Origin of the sequence: Actinoplanes sp. CA-030573 (assembly GCF_050951115.1) — a bacterium.
In the GTDB taxonomy this organism is placed as follows: Bacteria; Actinomycetota; Actinomycetes; order Mycobacteriales; family Micromonosporaceae; genus Actinoplanes.
On record NZ_CP192038.1, the window covers coordinates 2,322,520 to 2,347,325 of the forward strand.

A 24,806-nucleotide genomic window follows, 5' to 3' on the forward strand; every position below is an offset into this window, starting at 1 on the left:
ATGCGGCCGCCCGCTCCCCTCACCGGGGGCGGGCGGCAGCGAAGCGAAAAGGATTGTTGATGTCCGTCGTCGAGACCCCGACGACCCGCCGGACGGGCGGGTCCACTCCGCACCGGGCGCCCGGCCGTGCGTCCCGGGTGCGCCGCCGCCGCGAGAGCTCAGGCCTGCCGTGGCTGCTCTCCATCCCCACTCTGCTCCTGCTCGCCGGCCTCCTCGGCTATCCGCTGGTGCGGATGGTCGTGCTGTCCTTCCAGAACATGCGGCTGCGCGAGCTGCTCAGCGGCCGTACGCCTCCCTGGGTCGGCCTCGACCAGTACACCAAGATCCTCACGGACTCCGCCTTCTGGACGGTCGTCGGCCGTACCGTCGCGTTCACCGTCATCACCGTGATCATCTCGGTGGTGATCGGCCTCGGCATCGCACTGCTGATGCGGCGGGTCGCCCGCGGCGTACGCATGCTGATGATCGTCGCGATGATGTTCGTGTGGGCGATGCCCCAGCTGGTGGCCGCCCAGGCGTTCCGCTGGATCACCGACTCCGACTTCGGGGTCCTGAACTACCTGATCGACAAGCTGCCCGGGGTGAACTACCAGAACCACAGCTGGTTCGTGAACCCGTGGCAGGGCTGGTCGGTGATCACCACGCTGGTGGTCTGGGCCGGCATCCCGTTCCTCGCGATCACCCTCAACGCCGGGCTCACGCAGGTGCCGAAGGAGCTCATCGAGGCCGCCACGGTCGACGGCGCGTCGTCCTGGCAGACCCTGCGCAACATCACGCTCCCGATTCTCAAGCCGCTGCTGACGATCGTGACCACGCTGTCGGTCATCTGGGACTTCGGCCTGTTCACCCAGAACTGGGCGCTGCGCGACGGCCACCCCGAACCCCAGTTCCAGACCTTGGCCACGTACGCGTACACGCAGGCCTTCGGTAAGTCGCTGTACAGCCTCGGCTCCGCCATCTCGGTGATCACCGTGCTGCTCATGCTCGGCGTGATGGCGTTCTACATCCGGCAGATGTTCAAGATCGGGGAGGTGGACTGATGGTCGCCACGACCCCGGGCGCGCCCCCGGTCCGCAAGAGCAGGCGCCGTCCCGACGACGGCGTGATGACCGTCGGCCGCAGCCGCGCCGGCACGATCGCCGCCAACACGACCGGCATCGTCTTCTCGCTGTTGATGCTGTTCCCGGTGTACTGGGTGCTCAACACGGCGTTCAAGCCGGCCGACGAGGTGCTGGCCCTGACGCCGACGTTCCTGCCGAAGAACCCGACGCTGGCCAACTTCACCTCGGCCTTCAAGGCGCCGCTGTTCCTGCAGGACATGCTCAACGGCCTGATCGTCACGCTGCTGGCGGTGGCCGGCGCGCTGGTGGTCGGCTTCCTGGCGGCGCTGGCGATCGCCCGGTTCGGCTTCTACGGCCGCAAGGCGATCATCCTGGTGATCCTCGGCGTCCAGCTGGTGCCGCTGCTCGCGCTCATCATTCCGCTGTTCCTGATGCTCCAGAGCGTGCACTTGACCAACAGTCTGGTAGGTGTGAGTATCACCTACTTGGTCCTGATCTTGCCGTACACCGTGTGGACCCTTCGAGGCTTCATCTCCGGGATTCCCCGTGAGCTCGACGAGGCGGCCCTCATCGACGGCTGCACGCGTGGGCAGGTGTTCTGGCGCATCATCCTTCCGCTGACCGGTCCCGGCCTCGTGGCAACCAGCGTCTACGGGTTCATCCAGGCCTGGAACGAGTTCATCATCATCAACACGCTCAACAGCCCGGCCAAGCAGAACCTGATGGCGTGGCTGCTGCAGAACCAGACAACCCGCGGTACCGCCTGGGGTCCTCTCATGGCCGGTGCGATCATCACCTCCATCCCGGTGGTGGTCTTCTTCTTGATCATCCAACGCAACATCGCCACCGGTCTCACGGCCGGAGCGGTGAAGGGCTGATCGGTTCCACACAAGAGAGCACAAGCACTGAGGAGATGCTGTGAGCGAGATATTCAAGGCCGAGGTCGACCGTCGTACGCTGCTGCGCCGCGCGGCCGCCGTCGGTCTGATGGCCACCCCCGCGGTGGGCATGCTGAGCGCCTGTGTCGGCGGTGGTGACGACAACAAGCAGACCCAGTCGACCGGCACGAAGTCCGCGGAGAACCCGCTGGGTATCGACCCCAAGGCGGGCGTCGAGATCATCATCTTCAACGGCGGCCTGGGCACCGCCTACGCCACCGACGTGGACACCCCGCTGTTCAACAAGAAGTGGCCGGACGCCAAGGTGACCTACTCGGCCACCGAGGAGATCTCGACGGTCGTCCAGCCCCGGATCAACGCCGGCAACCCGCCGGACATGATCAACAACTCGGGCTCGAAGCTGATGGACTTCGGCGCGATCGTGAAGGCCGGCCAGGCGGCCGACCTGACCGACCTGTTCGCGGCGCCGTCCTGGGACGTGGCCGGCAAGACCGTCGCCGAGACGCTGGTGCCGGGCGCGGTCGAGCAGGGCTCGTACGACGGCAAGCCGTACGCGATGAACTACTCGTTCACCGTCTTCGGCCTCTGGTACAACAAGAAGCTCTTCGACTCGAAGGGCTGGACGATCCCGACCACGTGGGCCGACTTCACCGCCCTGTGCGACAAGATCAAGGCGGCCGGCATCACGCCGTTCGGCTTCGCCGGCGCCAACGCGTCGTACTACATGGTCCGCGCCCTGCTCACCAGCGCCGCCAAGATCGGCACCGAGCAGGCGCTCAAGGACATCGACAACCTGAAGCCGGGCGCGTGGACGGCCGACCCGATCATGAAGGCCGCCCAGGCCTGGGGCGAGATCGGCAACAAGTACATCAACAAGACCTACCTGGGTCTGCGTCACACCGAGGTCCAGCTCCAGCAGGACCAGGACAAGCTGGCCTTCTACCCCTGCGGCTCCTGGCTCGAGAACGAGCAGGCCAAGGACACCCCGCCGACCTTCGAGTACGCGGTGGCCGCGTACCCGAGCGTGACCACCTCGGACCAGCTCCCGGCGACCGCCATCAACGCGGCGGCCGGCGAGATCTACTTCGCGGCGGCCAAGGGCAAGAACCCGCAGGGCGGCAAGGAGTACATCCGCGGCATGCTGTCGAAGGAGGCGGCGCTGGGCTTCACCAAGCTCACCAAGTCGCTTACGGTGGTGGCGGGCGCGGCCGACGGTCAGACCATCTCTCCCGGTCTGACCAGCGCCAACGACCTCCTGGGCAAGGCCGGCAAGGACGTGTTCATGGGCTACCTGTTCGACACCTGGTACAAGAAGCTCGACGACGAGTCCCGCGCGGCCGCCAACGACCTGATGTTCAAGGGTGGCGACGCCAAGAAGTTCTGCGAGCGGATGGAGGCGGCTTCCCAGGCGGTCGCCAAGGACTCCTCCATCACCAAGTTCACCCGCAGCTGAGTTAGCAAGGTAGGTAGAACGCCATGCGGCACGGCAAGTATCCCTTCATCATCGGCTTCCTTGTCGTGCCCGTGGCGCTCTACGCCACCTTCGTGGTCGCGGCGTACATCCAGGCCTTCCAGCTGTCCTTCACCAACTGGTCCGGCTTCGGCGCGATCAAGTACGTCGGGCTCGAGAACTTCCAGAAGCTGTGGCACGACGACCTGTTCTGGAAGTCGCTGCGGCACAATCTGTTCCTGTTGATCCTGCTGCCGCTGATCACGGTGATCGTGGCCCTGGTGATCGCGTTCCTGCTGAACGTGGGCGGCACGCACAAGGGCGGACAGACCCGGGGCGTGCGCGGCTCCAAGGCGTACCGGATCATCTTCTTCTTCCCGCAGCTGCTCGCCCTGGCGATCGTCGCCGTGATCTTCCAGCGGGTCTTCGGGCCGGACAAGAGCGGCATGATCAACGGCTTGTTCCCGGACTCCTGGAAGCCGTGGCTGTTCCTGGCCGACGAGCGGTACGCGATGGCCTGCATCCTGGCCGTGCTGATCTGGCAGGCGATCGGCTTCTACGTGGTGCTGTTCTCGGCCGGCATGGGCTCGATCTCGGCCGACATCTACGAGGCCGCGGCGCTGGACGGCGCCTCCCGGTTCACGCTGTTCTTCCGGATCACGATCCCGCTGCTGTGGGGCACGATCCAGGTCGCCTGGGTCTATCTCGGCATCGCCGCCTTCGACGCGTTCGCGCTGGTCAACATTATGACCGTGGACCGCGGCGGCCCGAACGGCGCGACCTCGGTGCTGAGCCTGATGATCTACCGCAACACGTTCGAGTTCTCCCAGGTGGGTTACGCCTCCGCGCTCGGTGTCGTGCTGTTCTTCCTGACCCTGACCTTCGCCGCGCTGACCCTGAGGGTCACCCGCCGCGAGTCCGTCGAAGCCTGAGAGGCGGGACCTGCGATGACGAACCTCACCAGCGTCCCCGGCGCGGACGTCGTGCCGGACACCAAGGCGAAGAAGAGCGCCGGGGTCAAGCCCAGCACCAAGCGCGACATCAACGCGTTCACCGGCATCGCGCACATCGGCCTGATCCTCTGGGCCCTCGCCACGGCCGGCCCGCTGATCTGGGTCGTGCTCGCCTCGTTCAAGAGCAACACCGAGATCTTCCTGGGCAAGCCGTTCGCGCTGCCGGAGAGCTTCTCCTTCCAGACGTACGTGGACGCGTGGAGCGAGGCGCACGTCGGCCGGTACTTCTTCAACAGCGTCATCGTCGTCATCATCAGCACGGCCGGCACGATGCTGCTCGGGTCGATGGCGGCCTACGTGCTGGCCCGGTACCGCTTCCCGGGCAACCGGTTCTTCTACTACCTGTTCGTGTCGGGCCTGGCGTTCCCCACGTTCATGGCCCTGGGCCCGCTGTTCTACATCCTCAAGAACATGGGGCTGCTCGGGACGTACACCGGCCTGGTGTTGGTCTATATCGCCTATTCGCTGCCGTTCACGGTGTTCTTCCTGGCCGCGTTCTTCAAGACGCTGCCCTACGAGATCGACGAGGCCGCAACCGTCGACGGCGCGTCGCACACCCGCAAGTTCTTCCAGATCATGATGCCGATGGCCCGGTCCGGCCTGGTCAGCATCACGATCTTCAACATCGTCGGCCAGTGGAACCAGTACCTGCTGCCGGTGGTCGTGATCAGCGGCCCCGGCGCCGAGAACAAGATGCTGCTCACCCAGGGCATCGCGCAGATCAGCGTCGCGGCCGGCTACCACGCGCAGTGGTCCACCCTCTTCGCGGCGCTCACCCTCTCGATCCTGCCCATGATCATCGTGTACGCCATCTTCCAGCGCCAGATCCAGGCCGGCCTCACGGCCGGCGCCGTCAAGTAACAGCGTCCGCCCACCGGTCGGTGGGCGATTGCCCAAAACGCGCGCCCGCGCCGCCGTCACGGCCCGGGCGCGCGTTTTGCGTCCGCTGGTGGCGTGGGTGCGGGCGCGCCGTGGGTGCGCCGGCGGCGCTGCGGGCGCGTTTTGCGCTCGTCGGCAGCGACGGCGGGTCCTTTCGCGCTCGTCGGCAGCGACGGCGGGTCCTTTCGCGCTCGTCCGCAGCGACGGCGGGTCCTTTCGCGCTCGCCCGCAGTGACGGCGGGTCCTTTTGCGCTCGTCGGCAGTGACGGCGGAGATGCGCTTCGTGCGGCAGCGGGAGCGCCCGTCTTGCCTTCGCCGGCCGCGGCGGCCCTATGGCGCACTCCGAGCGTGCGGCTTGCCCTCGGCTAATCACGCTGGTGGCCGCGTTCCAGCTGGCCGCCGTCCGGGGCGTCAAGCTGGTCCGGCCCAGCCGCTTCGTGCACCGGCAGCTGTGGGTGACCGGCCTGCTCGGCCTGTTCGGGGCGCCGCAGCCGGGCGACATCGAGCGGCAGCGCGCCGCCGACGGGTCGCGCTGCCGCGGGAGCGGGGGATGGGACCGGCCCTAGGAGTCGAAGCTGGCGTAGTAGGAAGCGGCCATGTCGGCGTCGCCGTGGCCCTTGGCCGCGGCGCGGCGGAAGCGTTCGCGCCCGGCGGCCGCCACGTCGAGCCGGACGCCCGCGTCCTGCGCCGCGTCGACGATCAGGCCGGCGTCCTTCTCGGCGGTGTCGACGGCGAAGCTGGCCGGGGTCAGCTTGTCCTCGAGGATCAGGGTCGACTTGGCGTGCAGGTAGCCCATGTCGAGCGGCCCGCCCGCGATCAGGCCCAGGAATGCCGCCGGGTCGACGTCCAGGCCCTTGGCCAGGGCCAGCGTCTCGGCGGCGCCGTGGGTGACGGCCAGCACCCAGCTGTTGGCGACCAGCTTCAGCTTGGTCGCGGAGGCCGCGGCGGCGTCGTCGCCGGTCCAGACGGTCTTGGCGCCGACCGCGTCGAAGATCGGCTGGACGGCGGCCCGGTGCTGGGCCGGGCCCGCCGCCAGCACCTGCAGCTGCCCGGCCTCGGCCGGCTGCCGGGTGCCGAGGACCGGCGCGTCGAAGAAGACGACGCCGTGCTCGGCGGCGGTCGCGGCCAGCTTCGCGACGTCGGCGGGGGAGGACGTGGTCGACTGGATCCAGGCCGCGCCGGGGCGCAGCGCGGGGGCCGCCTGTTCGATGACCTCGCGCACGGTGCCGCCGTCGTAGAGCATGGTCAGCACCACGTCGGCGTCGCGCACGGCGTCGGCGGGCGTGGACGCGACGGGCAGGCCGGTTTCGAGGGCCTTCGCCGGGGTGCGGTTCCACACCCGTACGGAATGACCGGCTCGGGCGATGTTGCGGGCCATCGCGGCGCCCATGATGCCGGCGCCGAGGACGGCCACGGTCAGATTCTCGCTCATGCACCCATCTTGCCCGGCAGCGCCAGACGCAACAGCTCCTCGGCCGCCGGACCGGACCCGGCGGCCGGCACCGCCACCGACACCCGCCACGAGGCGTCGTCGATCTTCAGGGGCGCCGCGTGCAGGCCCTTCGCGTGCGGCTTGCGGGTGACCGGGGCCGGCACCAGCGCGACGCCCAGCCCCTGGTGCACGAAGTCGAGCAGGGTGTGCACGTCGTTGACCTCGACGCAGATGCGGCGGTCGGTGCCGGCGCGGGCGAAGGCCTGGTCGTTGACCCGGCGGGCGCCCCAGTCGGCGCTGAAGTCGACGAAGTCCGCACCGGCGAGCTCGTCCACCCCGACCGCGTCGAGATCGGCGAGCGGGTGGGCGGCATGGCACAGGAGCATCATCGGCTCGGTGGCGAGCGGCATCAGCCGTACGCCGTCGGGCGCCGGACCGGGAAACGCGACGAACCCGGCGTTGAGCCGCCCCAGCCGGACCTGCTCGACGATGTGGCCGGATCCCGCGTACCGCAACCGGATCTCCACCCCCGGATGCGCCCGCCGGAAGGATGCCAGCACCGGCGGCAGATCGATCACGCCGAGGCACTGCTCCGAGCCGACCGTCAGGCGGCCGCGCAGCAGGCCGCGCACCGCCGCCACCGCGTCCCGCGCCGCCGCCGCGCTGGCCAGCGTGCGATGCGCCTCGGCCAGCAGCGCCCGCCCGGCGTCGGTCAGCTCGACCCGCCGGGTGTTGCGTACGAACAGCTCGGCGCTCAGATCCTTCTCCAGCGCCCGGATCGACGCCGACAGCCCGGACTGCGCCACCCGCATCCGCTCGGCGGCCCGGGTGAAATGCCGCTCCTCGGCGACCGCGACGAAGTACTCCAGATGCCTCAGCTCCACGATCCAGAAGTGTAAGTGCTGAATCCGAGCTGTTTCTTCTGTTGGACTCGGGGAACCGCTTCGGCGAGGGTAGAACACGTTGGTTTCCCTGGGAGGTCTCATGCAAAGCCGTCGTATCGGCGACGTCCAGGTCAGCGCGATCGGTCTCGGCGGCATGCCGATGTCGATCGAGGGCCGGCCGGACGAGGAACGCTCGATCCGCACCATCCACGCCGCGCTCGACGCCGGCGTCACGCTGATCGACACCGCCGACGCGTATCACATCCACGCCGACGAGGTCGGGCACAACGAGTCGCTGATCGCCCGGGCGCTCGCCTCCTACGGCGGCGACACGTCGGGCGTGCTGGTCGCGACCAAGGGCGGCCACCTGCGGCCGGGCGACGGCAGCTGGACCCTGGACGGCTCGCCGGCGCACCTGTTCGAGGCGTGCGAGGCGTCGCTCAAGCGTCTCGGCGTCGACGCGATCGGCCTCTATCAGTTCCACCGGCCCGACCCCAAGGTGCCGTACGCCGACTCGGTCGGCGCGATCCGCGACCTGCTCGACGCCGGCAAGATCCGGATGGCCGGCATCTCCAACGCCAACCCGGCGCAGATCCGGGAGGCGAACGAGATCCTCGGCGGCCGGCTGGTCTCGGTGCAGAACCAGTTCTCGCCGTCGTTCCTCTCGTCCGGGCCCGAGCTCACCCTCTGCGACGAGCTGGGCATCGCCTTCCTGCCCTGGTCGCCGCTGGGCGGGATCGGCCGCACCGACCAGCTCGGCGGCAGCTTCGCCACCGTCGCGGAGCGGTACGGCGTCTCGCCGCAGCGGGTCTGCCTGGCCTGGCACCTGTCCAAGTCGCCGGTCGTCATCCCGATCCCGGGCGCCAGCCGCCCCGAGTCGATCCAGGATTCGGCCCAGGCCGACACCCTCACGCTGACCGCCGACGATCTGGCACTGCTGCCGTAAGGAATATCCCGTGTCCTTCAACCCGACCCGCTACGACGCCATGGAGTACCGCCGGACCGGGCGCAGCGGGCTCAAGCTGCCCGCCGTCTCGCTCGGCCTGTGGCACAACTTCGGCGACGACAAGCCGTTCGCGACCCAGCGCGACATCCTGCGCCGTGCGTTCAACCTCGGCATCACGCACTTCGACCTGGCCAACAACTACGGGCCGCCGTACGGGTCGGCCGAGTCCAACTTCGGCCGGCACCTGGCTGCCGACTTCCGTCCGTACCGGGACGAGCTGGTGATCTCGACCAAGGCCGGCTACGACATGTGGCCCGGCCCGTACGGCGACCTCGGCTCCCGCAAGTACCTGACCGCGTCGCTGGACCAGTCGCTGAAGCGGATGGGCCTCGACTACGTCGACATCTTCTACTCGCACCGGTTCGACCCGGAGACGCCGATCGAGGAGACGATGGGCGCGCTGGCGTCGGCCGTCAAGTCCGGCAAGGCGCTTTATGTCGGCATTTCGTCGTATTCGGCGGCCAAGACGGCCGAGGCCGCGGCGATCCTGCGCGATCTCGGCACGCCGTTGCTGATCCACCAGCCGTCGTACTCGATGCTGAACCGCTGGATCGAGGACGGCCTGCTCGACACGCTGGCCGAGGTCGGCGCCGGGTGCATCGGGTTCTCGCCGCTGGCCCAGGGGATGTTGACCGACCGCTACCTAAGCGGGGTCCCGTCGGGGTCGCGCGCCTCGGAGGACAAGTCGCTGTCCACCGACCTGCTGTCCTCCGACAACCTCGAGAAGATCCGCGCGCTCAACGACATCGCCGCGCGGCGCGGGCAGTCGCTGGCGCAGATGGCGATCGCCTGGACCCTGCGCGACCCGCGGATGACCTCGGTCGTGCTCGGCGCCTCGAGCGTCGAGCAGCTGGAGAACAACGTGGCGGCGCTGGACAACACGTCGTTCTCGGACGACGAGCTGGCCGAGATCGACAAGTACGCCACCGAGTCCGGCATCAACCTCTGGGCCCGGTCCAGCGAGGTCTGATCCCCTGACTCACGCGGAGGGTCGCGCCCAGGCGGTTGCGGCCCTTCGCGGCGTCCCACACGCCCTCGTCGGCCAGGCGGATGGCAGCGGCAGGCCGGCGGCGAGCGCGGCGGCGGGCAGGAAACGCCTGACCGCGACCATCGGCGTCCGGTTGGCCGGCTCGAGAGGAACAGCTTGTGACCCGCAGGGCGATCATCTTCCACGGGACCGGCGGCAGCCCGGGCGTGGCCTGGTATCCGTGGCTGGCCGGTCGCCTCGCCGAGCGCGGCTTCGAGGTCGAGGTCCCGCACTACCCCGGGCTGAACGTGACGCCGATCGCCGAGTTCCGGCCCGCGGTGCTGGCCGCGCACACGTTCGACCGGGACACGGTGCTGATCGGTCACTCCGGCGGCGCCGCGCTGCTGCTGGCGCTGCTCGAACACGTGCGGGTGGCGCAGGCGTTCCTGGTCGCGGGCTACTCGACGCGGCCCAACGACTCCGCCGAGCCGGTGCTGCAGGAGTCGTACGACTGGGCGACGATCCGCGGGAACGCCCGTGACTTCTACTTCATCAACTCCGCGACCGACCCGTACGGCTGCGACGCCGCCCAGGGCCGAGCCATGTTCGACAAGCTGGGCGGCACCCAGATCGTCCGCAACGACGGCCACTTCGGCGACTACAACCAGGTCTACGACGAGTTCCCGCTCCTGGACCGCCTCATCGCCTGACCCACCGCGAGCTCAGAACCAGCGGCGCCGGCGGTAATGGCCGTGGTAGCGGTAGTGCCCATGGTGGCGGTAGTGCCCGTGGTGCTGATAGTGGCCGTGGTGCTGATAGTGGCCCTGGTGCTGATAGTGGCCGTGACCCGGATGGCCGTAACCGCGACGCCGGTTGACCTCGTGCAGCAGGCCGTCCAGCACGGGCGAGTGACCGCGCTTGTGCGACATCTTCTGCACCTTGGACGCGACCATCGAGAGCACGAACCGTTTAACGAAGCCAGCCAACGCGTCATCCCTCCCGGCTCTTGTTTCGACATCCACCAAGATAAGGGCCGGAGTCCAGCACAGCCTGGGACCGGGCTGTCAGCTCCCTGAGCGTCACGCCGAACCACAGGACGGCTGACCGCGAACCGCCGGGCGTCGCGCCGTGCGACACCCGGCGTGGGACGTCGGGTCAGTCGATCTCGTAGGCCAGGTTCGGCCGCAGCCAACGCTCGACCTCCTCGACCGGCATGCCGCGGCGGGCGGCGTAGTCGGCGATCTGGTCGCGGCCGAGGCGGCCGACCGTGAAGTAGCGCGACGCGGGGTGGGCGAAGATCAGGCCGCTCACGGCGGCGGCCGGGGTCATCGCGTACGACTCGGTGAGACCCACGCCGATCGCGTCCGTGCCGAGCAGCTCGAAGAGGTCCTTCTTCTCGCTGTGGTCGGGGCTCGCCGGGTAGCCCAGCGCCGGGCGGATGCCGCGGAAACGCTCGGCGTGCAGGTCCTCCAGGGCCGGGTCGGCCTCCGGCTCGAACCACTCGCGCCGGGCCTTGAGGTGCAGCCACTCGGCACACGCCTCGGCCAGCCGGTCGGCCAGGGCCTTCACCATGATCGCCCGGTAGTCGTCGTGCTGGGCCTCGTAGTGCGCGGCCAGCTCGTCGGCGCCGTGGATGGCCACCGCGAAACCACCCAGGTGATCACCGGAGGGCGCGATGTAGTCGGCCAGCGAGCGGTTCGCCCGGCCGGCCGGCTTCTCGGTCTGCTGGCGCAACATCGGGAACTTGACGCCATTGTCGAGCACGATGTCGTCGCCCTCGGCGTGCGCGCCCCAGAAGCCGTAGAGGCCGCGGGCTTGGAACGAGCCATCGGCGATGATCTTGTCGAGCAGGGTGTTCGCGTCGTCCCACAGCTCGCGGGCGACCGGCTGCTCGAGGATCGCCGGGAACTTGCCCTTGAGCTCCCACGCGAGGAACAGGAAGGTCCAGTCGACCATCTCGCGCAGTTCCGCGATCGAGGGCTCCACCACCCGTACGCCCGTGAAAGCCGGCGTCGGCAGATCACCGAAGTCGACCACCTCCCGGTTGGCCCGCGCTTGGGCGAGGGTCAGCAGCGGCTGGGCGTGGCGGTTGGCGTGCTGCTCGCGCAGCCGCTCCTGGTCGGCCCGGTTGGCCACGTCGAGCTTCTCGGCGCGCTCGGGGTCGAGCAGGTCGGAGACCACGCCGACGACCCGGGACGCGTCCAGCACGTGCACCGTCGAGGCCGAGTAGGCGGGCGCGATGCGTACGGCGGTGTGCTGCTTGGAGGTCGTCGCCCCGCCGATCAGCAGCGGCAGCTTGAGGCCGCGCCGCTCCATCTCGGCGCCGACCGACACCATCTCGTCGAGCGAGGGCGTGATCAGTCCGGACAGGCCGATCGCGTCGGCGCCCTCGGCCACCGCGGTGTCCAGGATCTTGGCGGCCGGCACCATCACGCCGAGGTCGATCACCTCGTAGTTGTTGCAGCCCAGCACGACGCCGACGATGTTCTTGCCGATGTCGTGCACGTCGCCCTTGACCGTCGCCAGCACGACCTTGCCCTGGCCGCGGCCGAGCGTGGCCCGGCCCTCGGCCAGCGCCTTCTCCTTCTCGGCCTCCATGAACGGCTCGAGGTACGCGACCGAGCGCTTCATCACCCGGGCGCTCTTGACCACCTGCGGCAGGAACATCTTGCCCGAGCCGAACAGGTCGCCGACGATCTTCATGCCGTCCATCAGCGGGCCCTCGATGACGTCGAGCGGCCGGGGCAGTTGCTGCCGGGCCTCCTCGGTGTCGTCCTCGATGAAGTCGACGATGCCGTGCACGAGCGCGTGCGACAGGCGCTCGGCGACCGGCGCCTCCCGCCAGGACAGGTCGACCTCGCGCTGCTTGCCCTTGCCGGTGACGGTCTGGGCGAAGGTGACCAGCCGGTCGGTCGCGTCCGGCCGGCGGTCGAAGAGGACGTCCTCGACCAGCTCCAGCAGGTCGGCCGGGATGTCCTGGTAGACCGCGAGCTGACCGGCGTTGACGATGCCCATGTCGAGGCCGGCCTTGACCGCGTGGAACAGGAACGCCGAGTGCATGGCCTCGCGGACCACGTCGTTGCCGCGGAACGAGAACGACAGGTTGGAGATGCCGCCGCTGGTGCGCGCGCCCGGGCAGCGCTCCTTGATCAGCGGGAGGGCCTCGATGAACGCCTTCGCGTAGCCGTTGTGCTCGCTGATGCCGGTGGCGACGGCGAGCACGTTCGGGTCGAAGATGATGTCCTCGGGGGCGAAGCCGGCCTCGTTGACCAGCAGGTCGTAGGCCCGGCCGCAGATCTCGACCTTGCGGTCGCGGGTGTCGGCCTGGCCCTGCTCGTCGAAGGCCATCACCACCGCGCCGGCGCCGAACGCCTTGATCCGGCGGGCGTGCTCGAGGAAGACCGCCTCGCCCTCCTTGAGGCTGATCGAGTTGACCACGCCCTTGCCCTGCACGCACTTGAGGCCGGCCTCGAGCACGCTCCACTTCGAGCTGTCGATCATCACCGGGATGCGGGCGACCTCGGGCTCGGTGGCGATGAGGTTGAGGAACGTGGTCATCGCCCGCTCGCTGTCGAGCAGGTCGGCGTCCATGTTCACGTCGAGCAGGTTGGCGCCGCCGCGCACCTGGTCGAGGGCCACGTCGACGGCGCCCTGGTAATCCTCGGCCTCGATCAGCCGGCGGAACCGGGCCGAGCCGGTGACGTTGGTGCGCTCGCCGATCATGACGAAGCCGGTGTCCGGTCCGATCGCGAACTGCTCGAGGCCGCTGAACCGGGTGGCCGGCGCGGGCGGGTTGATCTCGCGCGGCGGGAAGCTGCGCACCGCCTCGGCGATCTTCGCGATGTGCGCGGGCGTCGTGCCGCAGCAGCCGCCGACGATGTTGACCAGGCCGTCCGCCGCGAACTCGCGGACCAGCGCGGCGGTCTGCTCCGGGGTCTCGTCGTAGCCGCCGAACGCGTTGGGCAGGCCGGCGTTCGGGTGGGAGGCGACGAAGACGTCGGACAGGCGGGCGAGCTCGGTCACATGCGGGCGCATCTCGGTGGCGCCCAGTGAGCAGTTGACGCCGACAACCAGCGGGTGGGCGCGCTCGATCGAGCGCCAGAAGGCCTCGACGGTCTGACCCGAGAGCGTACGCCCGGACAGGTCCACGATCGTGACCGAGATCCAGAGCGGGACGTCGGGCGCCACCTCGTGCGCGGCCGCGATCGCCGCCTTGGCGTTCAGCGTGTCGAAGATCGTCTCGACCAGCAGCAGGTCGACACCACCCTCCACCAGGGCCGCGATCTGCTCCGCGTACGTCGCCTTGACCTGGTCGAAGGTGACCGCCCGGTAGGCCGGGTCGTCGACCTTGGGGGAGAGCGACAGGGTCACGTTGAGCGGGCCGACCGAGCCGGCCACGAACCGCGGCTTCCCGTCCGCCGCCTCGGCCTCGTCGGCGGCCTGCCGGGCCAGCCGGGCGCCCTGCACATTCATGTCGCGCACCAGGTGCTCGAGGCCGTAGTCGGCCTGCGCGATGCTGGTCGCGGTGAAGGTGTTGGTCGTGGTGATGTCGGCGCCGGCCGCCAGGTACTGCCGGTGCACGTCGAGGATCACGTCGGGGCGGGTGAGGATGACCAGGTCGGGGTCGCCCGTCACGTCCTGCGGGTGGTCGGCCGGGATCAGCTCGTTGCGGAAGTCCTCGGGCTTGAGCTTCGCGCCCTGCAGCATCGTGCCCCAGGCGCCGTCGAGCACCACGATCCGCTCGGCCAGCCTTCGCCTCAGCTCGGCGATACGAGCGCTTCTTTCCGTGCTGATCTTCATACCGACCACCTCCGTGTGGTGACAACGGAGGCGCCCTTGGTCGGAATCCACCGAGCGAGCGTGGCGGGTGTCACCCCGTTGCAGCGCCTCTCGCTTCGGACCACCAAACTTACCGCAATATCACTTCGCCTCCGCATACGCGCCAACTACTGAGACATCCAGCGGGAAGCGCACGGCCGTGTCGCCGAAGAGCAGCCGGCCGGCCTGGACGGCGCTCGCGCGGACGGCCTCGGCGACCGCGTCCGCTTCCTCCTCGGGGCAGTGCACGACTACCTCGTCGTGCACGAACAGCACCATTTCCGCCTTTTTGCCCTCCAGCGCCGTACGCAGCGTGGCCAGCAGCACCAGCGCCCACTCGGCCGCGGTGGCCTGCACCACGAAGTTGCGGGTGAAGCGGCCCCGGGCCCGGCCCGACGCCCCGCCCTGCGGCGTCTCGGCCGAGCCCGCCTCCTCCGGCGGGTCGAGCCCGGCGTCGCGCAGCGCGGCGGCCGACGGCGGGCAGGTGCGCCCGAGCCAGGAGCGGACCAGGCCGCCGGCCTCGCCGGTGCGGGCGGCAGCCTCGACGAACTCGAACGCGACCGGGTAGTGCTTGCGCAGCACGGCCAGTGCCGGGATCGCGTTGCCGCCGGTCTGCCCGTACATGGCCCCGAGCAGCGCGATCTTGGCCTTGGCCCGGTCGCCGTCGAACGAGTCGGCGGCCAGCGCCGCGTAGAGGTCGCCGGCCGCGGCCGCCGCGGCCAGCCGCTTGTCGCCGGAGACGGCGGCCAGCACGCGGGGCTCGAGCTGGCCGGCGTCGGCGACCACGAAGCGCCACCCGGGGTCGGCGATCACGGCCCGGCGCACGACCTTGGGCACTTGCAGCGCGCCCCCGCCGCGGGTCGCCCAGCGGCCGGACACGACGCCGCCGGGCACGTACTCCGGGCGGAACCGGCCGTCGCGCACCCAGGCGTCGCACCACGACCAGCCGTGCGCGGTCCAGATGCGGTAGAGCTCCTTGTACTCCAGGAGGGGCGGCACGGCCGGATGGTCGACCCGCTTGAGCACCCACGCGCGGGTGTTGGGGATCTCGACGCCGTTGCGGGCGAAGGCCTTGACCACCTCGGCCGGCGAGTCGGGGTGCAGCCCGCGCATGCCCAGCGCCTCGTTGATCTCGGCGGTCAGCTCGGCCAGCCGGCGCGGCGGCCCGACCGGCTGCGGCGCGCCGAGCAGCTCCCGCAGCAGCTCGTCGTGCACGTCGGCACGCCAGGGCAGCCCGGCGTGGCCCATCTCGGCCCCGACCAGGGCGCCGGCCGACTCGGCCGCCACGAGCAGGCGGAACCGGCCCGGGTGCTCGGTCGCGCCGACGCGGGCGAGCTGATCCTCGTACACCCGCTGGATCGCCGGAAGAACGTCGAACCCGGCGGCGGCCGGCGGAGCGGAAGTGGTCTCGAAGAGCGCGCCCTGGGCGAAGCCCGGCGGCTCCGGCGGGCGCGGCGGCGGATCGGCCGGCACCGGAAGCCCGAGCAGCCGGGCCCGGGCGGCGGCCAGCGAGCGCGGCGACCCCCAGCGGCCGGTGTGCCCGAGCAGCAGCGCCTCGGTCAGCTCGAGATCGTGACAGCGGGCCACCCGCACCCCGGCCCGCAGCAGCGCCGGATAGATCTCCGCGGTGGCCGGCCACACCCAGCGCGGCTGGTCGGCGGCCTCCCGCTCGGCGACGGCGGCGGCCAGATCGGCCACCGCACGCGGCGGACCGGCGGGCGAACCATCCGCCCGCAGATCTTGAAGCCGCCCGTCGGGCGAGACCGCTACCAGCACCCCCACATTCTGCGGCGGGGGTACGACAAGTTTCGGGTGGCTACGGAACCCGGTCGGCCCAGGCGTCCGGTTCGAAGCGGTGGAGCAGGCCGGGTGCGAACATCGCGGCGATGGCCAGCAGGGCGATCACGGTGAACGCCGCACGCAGGACGATGGTCTCCATCTTGCCGCCGACCCGGACCGCCAGGCCGTTCGGCACGCCGACCATCCGCCACATGCGCCGGCCGGTCGGTATCGGCCACAGGATCGGGACCCCGGCGTGGGTGATGATGTCGCCGAGCAGGTGGACGAAGCAGCCGAAGCCGACCGCGAAGCCGAGCAGCGGATAGCCCCGGTCGCCGGGCAGCAGGCCGGCCGTGAACCAGGCGATCACCGCCGAGCAGATGGTCACGATCAGCCAGCCGGCGCGCTCGGCCCACTCGTCGAACAGACCGCGCAGGGCCAGGCCGGCGGTGAAGAAGATGATGCCGACGACCGCCCACTTGCCGTAGTGCGCGGCCAGCGACGTGGTGCCCCAGCCGACCAGGGCGGCGAACGGCAGGGTGTGGGTGAAGGTGCGGTGGCCGTTGGTGCGGCGCGGGTCGCGGCTGAGCCGGGTCGCGGTGTAGACGCCGAGCGAGATCTTCTCGATCACCTCGGCCACGAAGAGCGAGAACACCCCGAACGTACGGGCGACGGTGGCGCCGCCCTGGTTGCGGGTGACCTTTCCGGACAGGTCCAGGTCGGGTAGCAGGGCGCCACCCGCGCAGACGGTGGCGCCCACGGCGACCGCCAGCGGTGACTGGCTGTAGCCGGCGAACGCGTCCAGTGCCCAGCTCCCGGCGAGCCAGGCGGCCGCCCCCGAAAGGGCGTGCGACGGTCCCATCATGTGTTGTTGTCCCTCCCCGCCTCACCTTCGCAGAGCGGGGAGGGGTGATCAACGACCTACGCGTCCACTGTGGAGCGCGGGCGTCAGCGGGGACCGGGCGCGTTCCAGGGGGCGACCCGGTGGGCGTACATGTAGCGGCGCTCGTAGTTTCCCCAGCGCGCGTGCCGCACCAGACCCATGACCAGGAACACCAGCGGGATGGCCGGCCAGAAGAAGTGCGCGCCGGAGAGCACCCACAGGCCGGTCAGGATCAGCGCCGCCGAGATCACGAAGCTGGTGTGCCGGCGCAGGCTCCGGCGTGTCGCGAGCCGCGCCTGCGGGGTCTCGGCCAGGGCACGCCGGCCTCCGTCGGGGAGATCGGCCGTCAGCGGTCCCAGCTCGTCGCGATACTTCGACGCGTACGCCGTGGCCAGTCGCTCCTCGCCTTCCGCCAGGGTGAGCCGGCCCTCGGCCATGGCCGCGCGCAGGATCTCGGCGATCTGCTCGCGTTCCTGGTCCGAGGTCCGCAGCCGGGCCGGGCCGTGCCAGTTCTCGCTCATTGCTCCTCCTCGTGGGCGTCGTGGCTTCCAGAGTCGTCGTTCTGCGGCGTCCGGGCGTCGGCCCGGGGGAGCGACTTCTTCCCGGCGCCCGTACGACCGGGGGCCGAGCCGTGGCCGCGGCGTACGACCGTGGTCGTACGCCGGGATTGGACCCTGCTCCGATGTCATCCCCGCCCCGGTGCCGTAACTTCGGCCGCATGCAGGACGACACCAGGCCCTGGGGCCCGCCGTGGCGGGAGGACCGCCGCACCGGGCGGTTCCAGCGCCGGCGCCACATCGGCGTCGGCGCCGCGGTCGTGGCCGGCGTCTTCCAGGTGGCCGGCGTGCACGACAGCGCGGTCTACCGGCCGGTCACCCCGCTGGTCTACGCCCTGTTGCTGGCCGGCCCGGTCGCCCTGCTGTTCCGGTGGCGCTTCCCCGAGGCCGTCTTCGCGGTCGCCGCCGCCGGCTCGCTGGGCTTCGCCACCTTCGCGGCCCCGCGCTGGACGATGGCGGTCGCCCCCGCGATCGCCCTGTTCAACCTGGCGAAGATGGGCCGCGGCCGGGCCGCCGTGATCGGCGCCGCGATCTCCTACGCCGCCTATCTCGCGATCTGCTGGGTCTTCGCCGACCCGCTCGGGATCGCGCCCGGCGCCCGGGCCGACGTGCGCTCGGCCGTGCTGCTCGCGGTCGGGTTCGCGGTGATGATCTTTCTCGGCGGGGCGGCCAAGGCCCGCGGTGAGCACGTGGCCGAGATGATGAAGGTGCGGGCCGAGCGGGCCCGGGCCCGGCAGGAGCAGGAGCGGCGGCAGGCGTCCGAGGAGCGGCTGCGGATGGCGCGGGAGCTGCACGACGTGCTCGGCCACCACCTCTCGCTGATCAACGTGCAGGCCGGGGTCGGCCTGCACCTGATGGACAACCGGCCCGAGCAGGCGCGCGAGGCGCTCACCGCGATCAAGACGGCCAGCGCCGAGGCCTTGCGCGAGGTCCGGGCCGTGCTCGACGTGCTGCGCGCCGACGACGAGGCCGCGCCCCGGCAGCCGGCCGTCGGGCTGAGCCGCCTCGGCGACCTCACCGGCGACGCCGGCCTGCCGATCACCACCCGGGTGACCGGCGACGAGCGGCCGCTGCCGGCCGAGGTCGACCGCGCGGCGTACCGGATTGTCCAGGAGGCGCTCACCAACGTGCGCAAGCACGCGGGGGAGGGCGCGACGGCCTCGATCGCGATCGACTACCTGCCGACCGCGTTGCACCTCGCCGTCCGGAACGAGGGCCCGCCGGCCGCGGCCGCCGACGCCCCCGGCGAGGGCACCGGCATCGCCGGCATGCGCGAGCGCGCCCAGACCTTGGGCGGCAGCGTCGAGGCCGGCCCGGTCGACGGCGGTTTCCTGGTCTCGGTGCTGCTCCCCACCCCCGGCGCCGACGCCGCCCCCGATGCCGGCCCCGTTTTCGACCATGACGAGGAGAGCCGCGGATGATCTCGGTGTTGCTGGCGGACGACCAGGCGCTGGTGCGGGCCGGGTTCCGCGCGTTGCTCAACGCCGAGCCCGACATCCGGGTGGTGGCCGAGGCGGCCGACGGCCTCGAGGCGGTCAAGCAGGCGCAGCAGACCCGTCCCGACGTCGTGCTGATGGACATCCGCATGCCCGGGGTCGACGGCCTCGAGGCGACCAAGCGCATCGCCGCCGACCCGGCGCTGGCCGCGACCAGAGTGGTCATCCTGACCACGTTCGAGCTCGACGAGTACGTCTTCGAGGCGCTGCGCGGCGGCGCGTCCGGCTTCCTGGTCAAGGACACCGAGCCGGTCGAGCTGCTGCGCGGCGTGCGGGCGGTGGCGGCCGGCGACGCGTTGCTGTCGCCGAGCGTGACCCGGCGGGTGATCGGCGAGTTCGCGGGCAAGCCCGGGCACCATCGCCAGGTCGCCCCGCCGGCTCAGCTCGACCAGCTGACCGATCGCGAGCGCGAGGTGCTGGTGCTGGTGGCCGAGGGCCTGTCCAACGACGAGATCGCCACCCGCCTGGTCATCAGCCCGGCCACCGCCAAGACCCACGTGAGCCGCACGATGATCAAGCTGGGCGCCCGCGACCGCGCGCAGCTGGTCGTCTACGCCTACGAGGCCGGCCTGATCCGCCCGGGATGGCTGACCTGACCGCCGCGAAAGCCTGAAAGTCGCGGCGTGTCTTGTCGGCTTTTGTGCGCACAGTGTCGGCGCCGTGACAGCGGCACCTACCATCCGGTGGATGGTGGAGTACGGCCTCGGGGTGGATCTCGGGACGACCTACACGGCCGCCGCGGTCAATGTGGACGGCTCGGTGGAGACTGTCCGGCTCGGCGGCCGCGAGCCCGAGATGCCGTCGCTCGTCTTCCTGCGCGACGACGGCGAGCTGCTGGTCGGCGACGCGGCCCAGCGGCGCGGCGAGGCCGAGCCGACCCGGCTGGCGCGCGAGTTCAAGCGGCGGATGGGCGACCCGGTGCCGCTGCGCCTCGCTGAGCGGCCGATGGCGGCCCACGAGCTGACGGCCCGGTTGCTCCAGCACGTCGTCGAGTCGGTGGCCGAGGGGCAGGGCGGGCCGGCCCGGCGGATCGTGCTGACCTACCCGGCGAACTGGGGACCCTACAAACGGGAGCTGCTGGCGAAGGCGGCGGAGCTGGCCGGGGTGCCGCACGCGGTCCTGCGCACCGAGCCGGAGGCGGCGGCGGTGCGCTTCGCGGGCACCTCGCGCATCGCGGTGGGGGAGACCATCGCCGTGTACGACCTGGGCGGCGGGACGTTCGACGCGGCGGTGCTGCGGAAGACGGCCGGCGGGTTCGAGGTCCTCGGCGAGCCGCAGGGCGTCGAGCAACTCGGCGGCATCGACTTCGACGAGGCCGTGCTCGAGCACGTGCGGGAGACGCTGGGCGACCGGCTCGCGGACATCGACACGGCCGATCCGGACGTACGCGAGGCGCTCGCCCGCCTGCGCCGCGAGTGCGTGGAGGCGAAGGAGAACCTGTCCTTCGACGGCGAGACCCAGATCGCCGTGGCGCTGCCCCGCCTGCACACGCGCGTGACCCTGCGCCGCGACGACTTCGAGGCCATGATCACGCCTGCCCTCGAGGAGACGGTGGCCGCCGTCCGCCGGGCGTTGCGATCGGCCGCGGTCGAGGCGGCGGAGCTGCGCTGCGTGGTGCTGGCCGGCGGTTCGTCGCGGATCCCGCTGGTCGGGCTGCTGGTCTCGCGCGAGCTGGACCGCCCGGTCGTCATCGACGAACAGCCGGAGCTCGGCATCGCCCTCGGCGCCGCCCGGCTGAGCGGCGGCCCCGGCTGGGAGGCGAGTCCCGCCGCGGGCCCGGCGCCGGTCGTGCTGATGCCGCCACGACCGGCGAGCCCGGATTCCTCCGCTTCCGCCGGCCCGGCTGCCGTCAGCCCGCTCTCCCCGGCCGCCGCCAGCTCCGCCTTTTCCGCTGCGGCGCCGGTTTCCGGAGCGCCCCCGGCCGCGTCGATGAACACGCCCGCCGGGAGCCCGCCTCACGGCAGTCTCCCGCCTGCACCCGTCGCGAGCCTGCCGGTCTCCGTGCGTCCGCCCGGCATCTCGCTGCCGCCACCGCCGCACGGTCCGGCCGCACCGGCGCTTTCCGACGACTCCGCGCGGACGGCCGGGTCGGCGTCGGTACCGCCCCGCGACCAGTTCCCGCCGCCGTCTTCCCCCAGCGACCAGGGCAGTGCGCGTTCCCGGTGGCGCGCCTATCGGTGGCCGGTGATCGGCGGCTTCGCGGCCGTCCTGCTCACCGTCACGGCCGTGACCGCGGCGGCGGCGTGGCCCCGGGAACCCAAGGACGCTCAGCCGCCCGGGGGCGCGGCGCCGGCCGGGGCGACCTCGCCGGTGGCGCAGGCCGGCGGCGCGGCGGTGGTCTGGAAGGTCAACACCGGGGTTCCGGCGGTCGAGCCGCCCGCGGTCGGCGGGAACTGGGTGCTGACCAGCGGTCGGGACGGGACGATCCGGGCCTATCGGCGGGCGGACGGCACGAAGGCGTGGGAGCGGAAGCTGGGCGCGGGCGCGCGCGCCGACACCGCGATCACCGGCGGGGTGGCCTACGCGGTCACTGCCGCGGGGCGGATCGTGGCGATCGACGCCGGCACCGGCAAGGAGATCTGGCACCGCGACGTCGGGCACCCGGTCGCGGCCCGGCCGGTAGCCGACGGCCGCCGCGTCTATGCCGGCGGCGACGACGGGATGCTCTACTCGTACGAGGCCGGCGCGGGACAGCAGCGGCGGCGGGCGTTCGGCCAAGGGAAGATCGTCGCTCCGCCGGTCGTGCGGGACGGGGTGGTGGTCTTCGCGTCGGGCGACGGCAACCTGCGCGGCGTGAGCACGCAGGGCGCGCCGCTGTGGAAGGCCGAAGCCGGGCCGGTGGTCGACGGTCCGGTGACGGCGGGCGACTCCGTTTGCGTGGCGATCGAGAACGGAACGGTCCGGTGCGTGCTGGCCGCGAGCGGTGCGGAGCTTCCCGGATTCGCCCGCGGCGGCGCCGCGATCGAGCACATCGCGGGCGGCGACGGGGTGCTCTACGCGTCGGCGGCGGACGGCTCGGTCACCGCCTGGAACACCCAGTCCGGCGCCGAGCGCTGGCGACTTCAAACCCAGAAGAGCATTCCCGTCGTACGCGGTGACGAGCTCGACGTGGCCTTCGAGGACGGCCGCCTGGCGGGGTTGGACGCCCTGAACGCCCGAACGTTGTGGCAGAACCCGACCGGCGACCGGATCTCGGTCGCTCCCCGCGGCGACGGCGCGGAACTGTTCGTGATCAGCGACAGCGGCGTGCTCTACGCGCTGCGACCGCCCGCCGGCAACGCGGCAACGGCAACGGCAACGGCCACAACGGCAACCGCGACGACGCCCGCCCCGCCGCCCCGGACCGCGACGACCGAGACCGTCGAGCCCGACCGCACCCACCCCACCCGCCGGCGCACCACCCGCCCCACCCACCGGACCACGAAGCCGACGACAACCCCCACGACGAAGCCGACCACCGACCCGACGCTCACGACCCCGCCCACCACCGAGCCGACCACCGAGCCCCCGACCCCGCCAACCGCCGCCGCCGGCTGAAGGGGGCACCGCGGGCGGTGAGGGCGCGGCGGGCCGTGAGGGCGCCGCGCCCGATGGGTGAACGCGATCGCGGCCTACGTCACCCCACCCGTAACTGGGTGGGGTGGAGATTACGGGCGGGGTGCGACAACTTCGGGCGGTTGTCCACAGCGGCGCAGCGAAGGGGCGGAAGCGGCTGAGGGGGCGGCGGTAGCGGACAAAATCAGAGGCGGCGCGCGCGGAGGGTCTCGGCCACCGACCATGCCTGGAACGGGCAGCCGGTGGCCTCGTGCGGCGCGTCGCCGTCGGCGGTCTCCGAGACCGAGCCCAAGCCGTACTCGCCCAAGTGGTCGTCGGCGTCGGAGATGGTCTGGTCGGCGGAGACGCCCAGCCGGCGCCAGGCCGCCACGAACGGGCCGGTCAGCCACGGCCACACGGTTCCGGTGTGGTAGGCCGTGTCCCGCGCCGCCTGGTTGCCGCGGTGGACGCCGTGGTAGCCGGGGGCGCCGGGGGCCAGGCTGCGCAGGCCGAGCGGGGTCATGAGGGCCGAGCCGATCCGCTGCAGCGTCGCCGGCTCGGGGCGCAGCGGCGCGTACGGCAGCGACCACGCCAGCAGCTGGTTGGGCCGCAGCGTCGGGTCGTCGCCCTGCGGACCGTCCACCACGTCGTAGAGCCAGCCGGTCGGGGCCGGGAACCGCCGCGCGAAGCCGGACAGCGCCTCGGTGTGCACGCGCACCGCCGCCCCGGCGCCGGTCCGGGCCTGCCAGGCCAGCTTGATCACGGTGGCCAGCCCGTTGACCCAGAGCGCGTTCACCTCGACCGGCTTGCCCATCCGCGGCGTCACCGGCACCCCGGCGACCCGGGCGTCCATCCAGGTCAGCGCCTCGCCGGGGGCGCCCTGCCGGAGCAGGCCGTCGAGCCGGTCGGCGACGATGCCGTAGCGGGTGCCCTTGAGGTGGTGGTCGACCACCCCGAGCAGGGCCGGCAGCAGTTCGGCGGCCAGGTCGAAGTCGCCGGTCGTCGCCACGTGCCGGCCCACCGCGTGCAGGAACCAGAGGGTGCCGTCGGCGGTGTTGTACTCCACGCTGCCGGTGTCGGCGGTGTTCGCCAGCATCCCCTCGGACAGCGTGGACGCGTACGAGACGAGCAGCTCCCGCCCCTCCTCGGCCCGGTTGGTGGTCAGGAACAGGCCCTCGTAGCTGAGCATCGTGTCCCGCGACCACGCGCCGAACCAGGGATAGCCGGCCACCACGTCCGGTCCCGAGCGGGTGCGCACCACGAACGCGTCGGCCGCCAGCGCCAGCGTCGCCTGTGCGTCGTCGGCCGGCTGCGCGGCCGCGACCACCGCCCGGTTGCGCAGCCGGGCCGCCTCGACGACCTCGGCCGGCCGCGCCGGCGGGTCGTCCAGGTCGCCGGTCCACGCCGACACCTCGGCCGTCGCCCCCGGTTGCCGCAGCTCGGCGTGGAAGCTCCCGGCGTACCAGAGGTCCTCCTGGGGTTGGAGGCCGCGGGCCGCCTCCGCGCGGTGCCGCACCCCGCGCCACCACGCGCCCGCCGGGCGGAAATCCGGTCCGCGCAAGCGGTACGCGCCCTCGACCACGCACCCGCTCTCGTCCGCCTCGACCGTGAGGGCCGGACCGCTCGCCGTGCGCTCGCCGTGGATGTCGCGCCACGTCACCAGCGCCTCGAGGGAGAGGCTGACCGGGCCGCCGGTGAGCAGCCGGTGCACCACCGCGACCGACGGCCGGCCGTGCACCATGGCCAGCTCGCGCTCGATAACCACATCGCCGATCCGCCAGCGCCATCGGGGCAGGCCGTCGACGAGCTCGAAGCCGGCCAGCAGTTCGTGCCCGCGTGGGGCGATCGTCCCATCCGCCCACTCGTGGGTGGCCAGCCGGACCGACGAGCCGGACGGCAGCGTAACGATCGGGTCAAGAGCGGCCAGGCCCATCCGGCGAGTGGCGGCCGTCTCACCGGCAACAATCAATAAGCCGTGATAGCGGCGGGTACGGAGGCCGTTGACCGTGCCCATCGCGTAGCCGCCCCGGCCGTCCGGAACCAGCCACTCACGAGCGGAGCCTTCGTCGATGTTTCCGCATACCTGCTGGCCGAAGGCCAGGCGGCGGACCGTAGCCACTAGATGACCTCCTGTTGTCGGGCAGAATG

19 protein-coding genes and 1 pseudogene are annotated in these 24,806 nt (G+C 71.5%); 12 read left to right on the top strand and 8 right to left on the bottom strand.

The features are described from left to right. Positions 1-59 precede the first annotated feature (59 nt). The 6 genes and pseudogenes from ACQP2F_RS10870 to ACQP2F_RS10895 all read left to right on the top strand — a co-directional run. A complete protein-coding gene (locus tag ACQP2F_RS10870; protein WP_433303026.1) occupies positions 60-1,040 on the top strand; it encodes a carbohydrate ABC transporter permease in 981 nt (326 codons plus the stop codon). After that, positions 1,040-1,939: a carbohydrate ABC transporter permease gene (locus ACQP2F_RS10875; protein WP_433303028.1), complete on the top strand. Its 900-nt coding sequence runs from the start codon at positions 1,040-1,042 to the stop codon at positions 1,937-1,939. Before ACQP2F_RS10870 ends, ACQP2F_RS10875 begins: the two co-directional genes overlap by 1 nt. Before the next feature lie 40 nt (positions 1,940-1,979). After that, the gene (ngcE, locus tag ACQP2F_RS10880; protein ID WP_433303030.1) at positions 1,980-3,413 is read left to right on the top strand and encodes an N-acetylglucosamine/diacetylchitobiose ABC transporter substrate-binding protein; all 1,434 of its coding nucleotides are present in this window, start codon (positions 1,980-1,982) and stop codon (positions 3,411-3,413) included. Between the two features lie 23 nt (positions 3,414-3,436). After that, positions 3,437-4,342, top strand: a complete 906-nt coding sequence (locus tag ACQP2F_RS10885) for a carbohydrate ABC transporter permease (RefSeq protein ID WP_433303032.1) — start codon at positions 3,437-3,439, stop codon at positions 4,340-4,342. Between the two features lie 15 nt (positions 4,343-4,357). Beyond that, a complete protein-coding gene (locus tag ACQP2F_RS10890) occupies positions 4,358-5,284 on the top strand; it encodes a carbohydrate ABC transporter permease (protein ID WP_433303034.1) in 927 nt (308 codons plus the stop codon). Positions 5,285-5,676: 392 nt separating this feature from the next. After that, positions 5,677-5,868, top strand: a pseudogene (locus ACQP2F_RS10895) (hypothetical protein); the annotation flags it as partial. Here ACQP2F_RS10895 and ACQP2F_RS10900 read toward each other — a convergent pair. After that, a complete protein-coding gene (locus tag ACQP2F_RS10900) occupies positions 5,865-6,734 on the bottom strand; it encodes an NAD(P)-dependent oxidoreductase (RefSeq protein WP_433303036.1) in 870 nt (289 codons plus the stop codon). The pseudogene ACQP2F_RS10895 and the gene ACQP2F_RS10900 overlap by 4 nt on opposite strands. Further along, on the bottom strand, positions 6,731-7,618 hold the full coding sequence (locus ACQP2F_RS10905; RefSeq protein WP_433303038.1) for a LysR family transcriptional regulator: 888 nt from the start codon (positions 7,616-7,618) through the stop codon (positions 6,731-6,733). Before ACQP2F_RS10905 ends, ACQP2F_RS10900 begins: the two co-directional genes overlap by 4 nt. A gap of 100 nt (positions 7,619-7,718) precedes the next feature. On the opposite strand from ACQP2F_RS10905, the gene ACQP2F_RS10910 reads away from it, so the two are divergent. From ACQP2F_RS10910 to ACQP2F_RS10920, 3 genes are all read left to right on the top strand, one after another. Next, positions 7,719-8,564: an aldo/keto reductase gene (locus ACQP2F_RS10910; protein ID WP_433303039.1), complete on the top strand. Its 846-nt coding sequence runs from the start codon at positions 7,719-7,721 to the stop codon at positions 8,562-8,564. 40 nt (positions 8,565-8,604) lie between these two features. Beyond that, positions 8,605-9,594, top strand: a complete 990-nt coding sequence (gene mgrA, locus ACQP2F_RS10915) for an L-glyceraldehyde 3-phosphate reductase (protein WP_433307452.1) — start codon at positions 8,605-8,607, stop codon at positions 9,592-9,594. 176 nt (positions 9,595-9,770) lie between these two features. Beyond that, positions 9,771-10,301, top strand: coding sequence for an RBBP9/YdeN family alpha/beta hydrolase (locus ACQP2F_RS10920; protein ID WP_433303041.1), 531 nt, complete (start codon positions 9,771-9,773; stop codon positions 10,299-10,301). A 12-nt stretch (positions 10,302-10,313) separates the two neighbouring features. Here the strand turns inward: ACQP2F_RS10920 and ACQP2F_RS10925 are convergent, their stop codons facing one another. The 5 genes from ACQP2F_RS10925 to ACQP2F_RS10945 form a co-directional block, all read right to left on the bottom strand. After that, positions 10,314-10,577, bottom strand: coding sequence for a hypothetical protein (locus ACQP2F_RS10925; protein WP_433303043.1), 264 nt, complete (start codon positions 10,575-10,577; stop codon positions 10,314-10,316). Between the two features lie 169 nt (positions 10,578-10,746). Further along, positions 10,747-14,391, bottom strand: a complete 3,645-nt coding sequence (gene metH / locus ACQP2F_RS10930; protein ID WP_433303045.1) for a methionine synthase — start codon at positions 14,389-14,391, stop codon at positions 10,747-10,749. Between the two features lie 120 nt (positions 14,392-14,511). Continuing rightward, a complete protein-coding gene (locus tag ACQP2F_RS10935; protein ID WP_433303047.1) occupies positions 14,512-16,185 on the bottom strand; it encodes a bifunctional 3'-5' exonuclease/DNA polymerase in 1,674 nt (557 codons plus the stop codon). A gap of 40 nt (positions 16,186-16,225) precedes the next feature. After that, positions 16,226-17,053: a metal-dependent hydrolase gene (locus ACQP2F_RS10940; protein ID WP_433303049.1), complete on the bottom strand. Its 828-nt coding sequence runs from the start codon at positions 17,051-17,053 to the stop codon at positions 16,226-16,228. Positions 17,054-17,136: 83 nt separating this feature from the next. Further along, positions 17,137-17,592, bottom strand: a complete 456-nt coding sequence (locus ACQP2F_RS10945; protein ID WP_433303051.1) for a DUF1707 SHOCT-like domain-containing protein — start codon at positions 17,590-17,592, stop codon at positions 17,137-17,139. Positions 17,593-17,789: 197 nt separating this feature from the next. Here ACQP2F_RS10945 and ACQP2F_RS10950 point away from each other — a divergent pair, with 197 nt between their 5' ends. From ACQP2F_RS10950 to ACQP2F_RS10960, 3 genes are all read left to right on the top strand, one after another. Further along, positions 17,790-19,049 carry a sensor histidine kinase gene (locus tag ACQP2F_RS10950; RefSeq protein ID WP_433303052.1) on the top strand — a complete coding sequence of 420 codons (1,260 nt, stop codon included), beginning with the start codon at positions 17,790-17,792 and terminating at the stop codon, positions 19,047-19,049. Continuing rightward, complete coding sequence (locus tag ACQP2F_RS10955) at positions 19,046-19,720, top strand: response regulator (RefSeq protein WP_433303054.1); 675 nt, start codon at positions 19,046-19,048, stop codon at positions 19,718-19,720. The genes ACQP2F_RS10950 and ACQP2F_RS10955 overlap by 4 nt, the downstream gene beginning before the upstream one ends. A gap of 91 nt (positions 19,721-19,811) precedes the next feature. Beyond that, on the top strand, positions 19,812-22,661 hold the full coding sequence (locus ACQP2F_RS10960; protein WP_433303055.1) for an Hsp70 family protein: 2,850 nt from the start codon (positions 19,812-19,814) through the stop codon (positions 22,659-22,661). A 202-nt stretch (positions 22,662-22,863) separates the two neighbouring features. On the opposite strand, the gene ACQP2F_RS10965 is transcribed toward ACQP2F_RS10960, so the two are convergent. After that, positions 22,864-24,777, bottom strand: coding sequence for an amylo-alpha-1,6-glucosidase (locus ACQP2F_RS10965; RefSeq protein ID WP_433303057.1), 1,914 nt, complete (start codon positions 24,775-24,777; stop codon positions 22,864-22,866). Positions 24,778-24,806 lie beyond the last annotated feature (29 nt).

Coding starts and splice junctions, on each gene's coding strand:
- ACQP2F_RS10950 (WP_433303052.1), top strand. CDS start 17,790: ATGCAGGACGACACCAGGCCCTGGGGCCCGCCGTGGCGGGAGGACCGC.
- ACQP2F_RS10900 (WP_433303036.1), bottom strand. CDS start 6,734: ATGAGCGAGAATCTGACCGTGGCCGTCCTCGGCGCCGGCATCATGGGC.
- ACQP2F_RS10945 (WP_433303051.1), bottom strand. CDS start 17,592: ATGAGCGAGAACTGGCACGGCCCGGCCCGGCTGCGGACCTCGGACCAG.
- ACQP2F_RS10955 (WP_433303054.1), top strand. CDS start 19,046: ATGATCTCGGTGTTGCTGGCGGACGACCAGGCGCTGGTGCGGGCCGGG.
- ACQP2F_RS10940 (WP_433303049.1), bottom strand. CDS start 17,053: ATGATGGGACCGTCGCACGCCCTTTCGGGGGCGGCCGCCTGGCTCGCC.
- ACQP2F_RS10890 (WP_433303034.1), top strand. CDS start 4,358: ATGACGAACCTCACCAGCGTCCCCGGCGCGGACGTCGTGCCGGACACC.
- ACQP2F_RS10875 (WP_433303028.1), top strand. CDS start 1,040: ATGGTCGCCACGACCCCGGGCGCGCCCCCGGTCCGCAAGAGCAGGCGC.
- ACQP2F_RS10885 (WP_433303032.1), top strand. CDS start 3,437: ATGCGGCACGGCAAGTATCCCTTCATCATCGGCTTCCTTGTCGTGCCC.
- ACQP2F_RS10870 (WP_433303026.1), top strand. CDS start 60: ATGTCCGTCGTCGAGACCCCGACGACCCGCCGGACGGGCGGGTCCACT.
- ACQP2F_RS10960 (WP_433303055.1), top strand. CDS start 19,812: ATGGTGGAGTACGGCCTCGGGGTGGATCTCGGGACGACCTACACGGCC.
- ACQP2F_RS10910 (WP_433303039.1), top strand. CDS start 7,719: ATGCAAAGCCGTCGTATCGGCGACGTCCAGGTCAGCGCGATCGGTCTC.
- mgrA (WP_433307452.1), top strand. CDS start 8,605: ATGGAGTACCGCCGGACCGGGCGCAGCGGGCTCAAGCTGCCCGCCGTC.
- metH (WP_433303045.1), bottom strand. CDS start 14,391: ATGAAGATCAGCACGGAAAGAAGCGCTCGTATCGCCGAGCTGAGGCGA.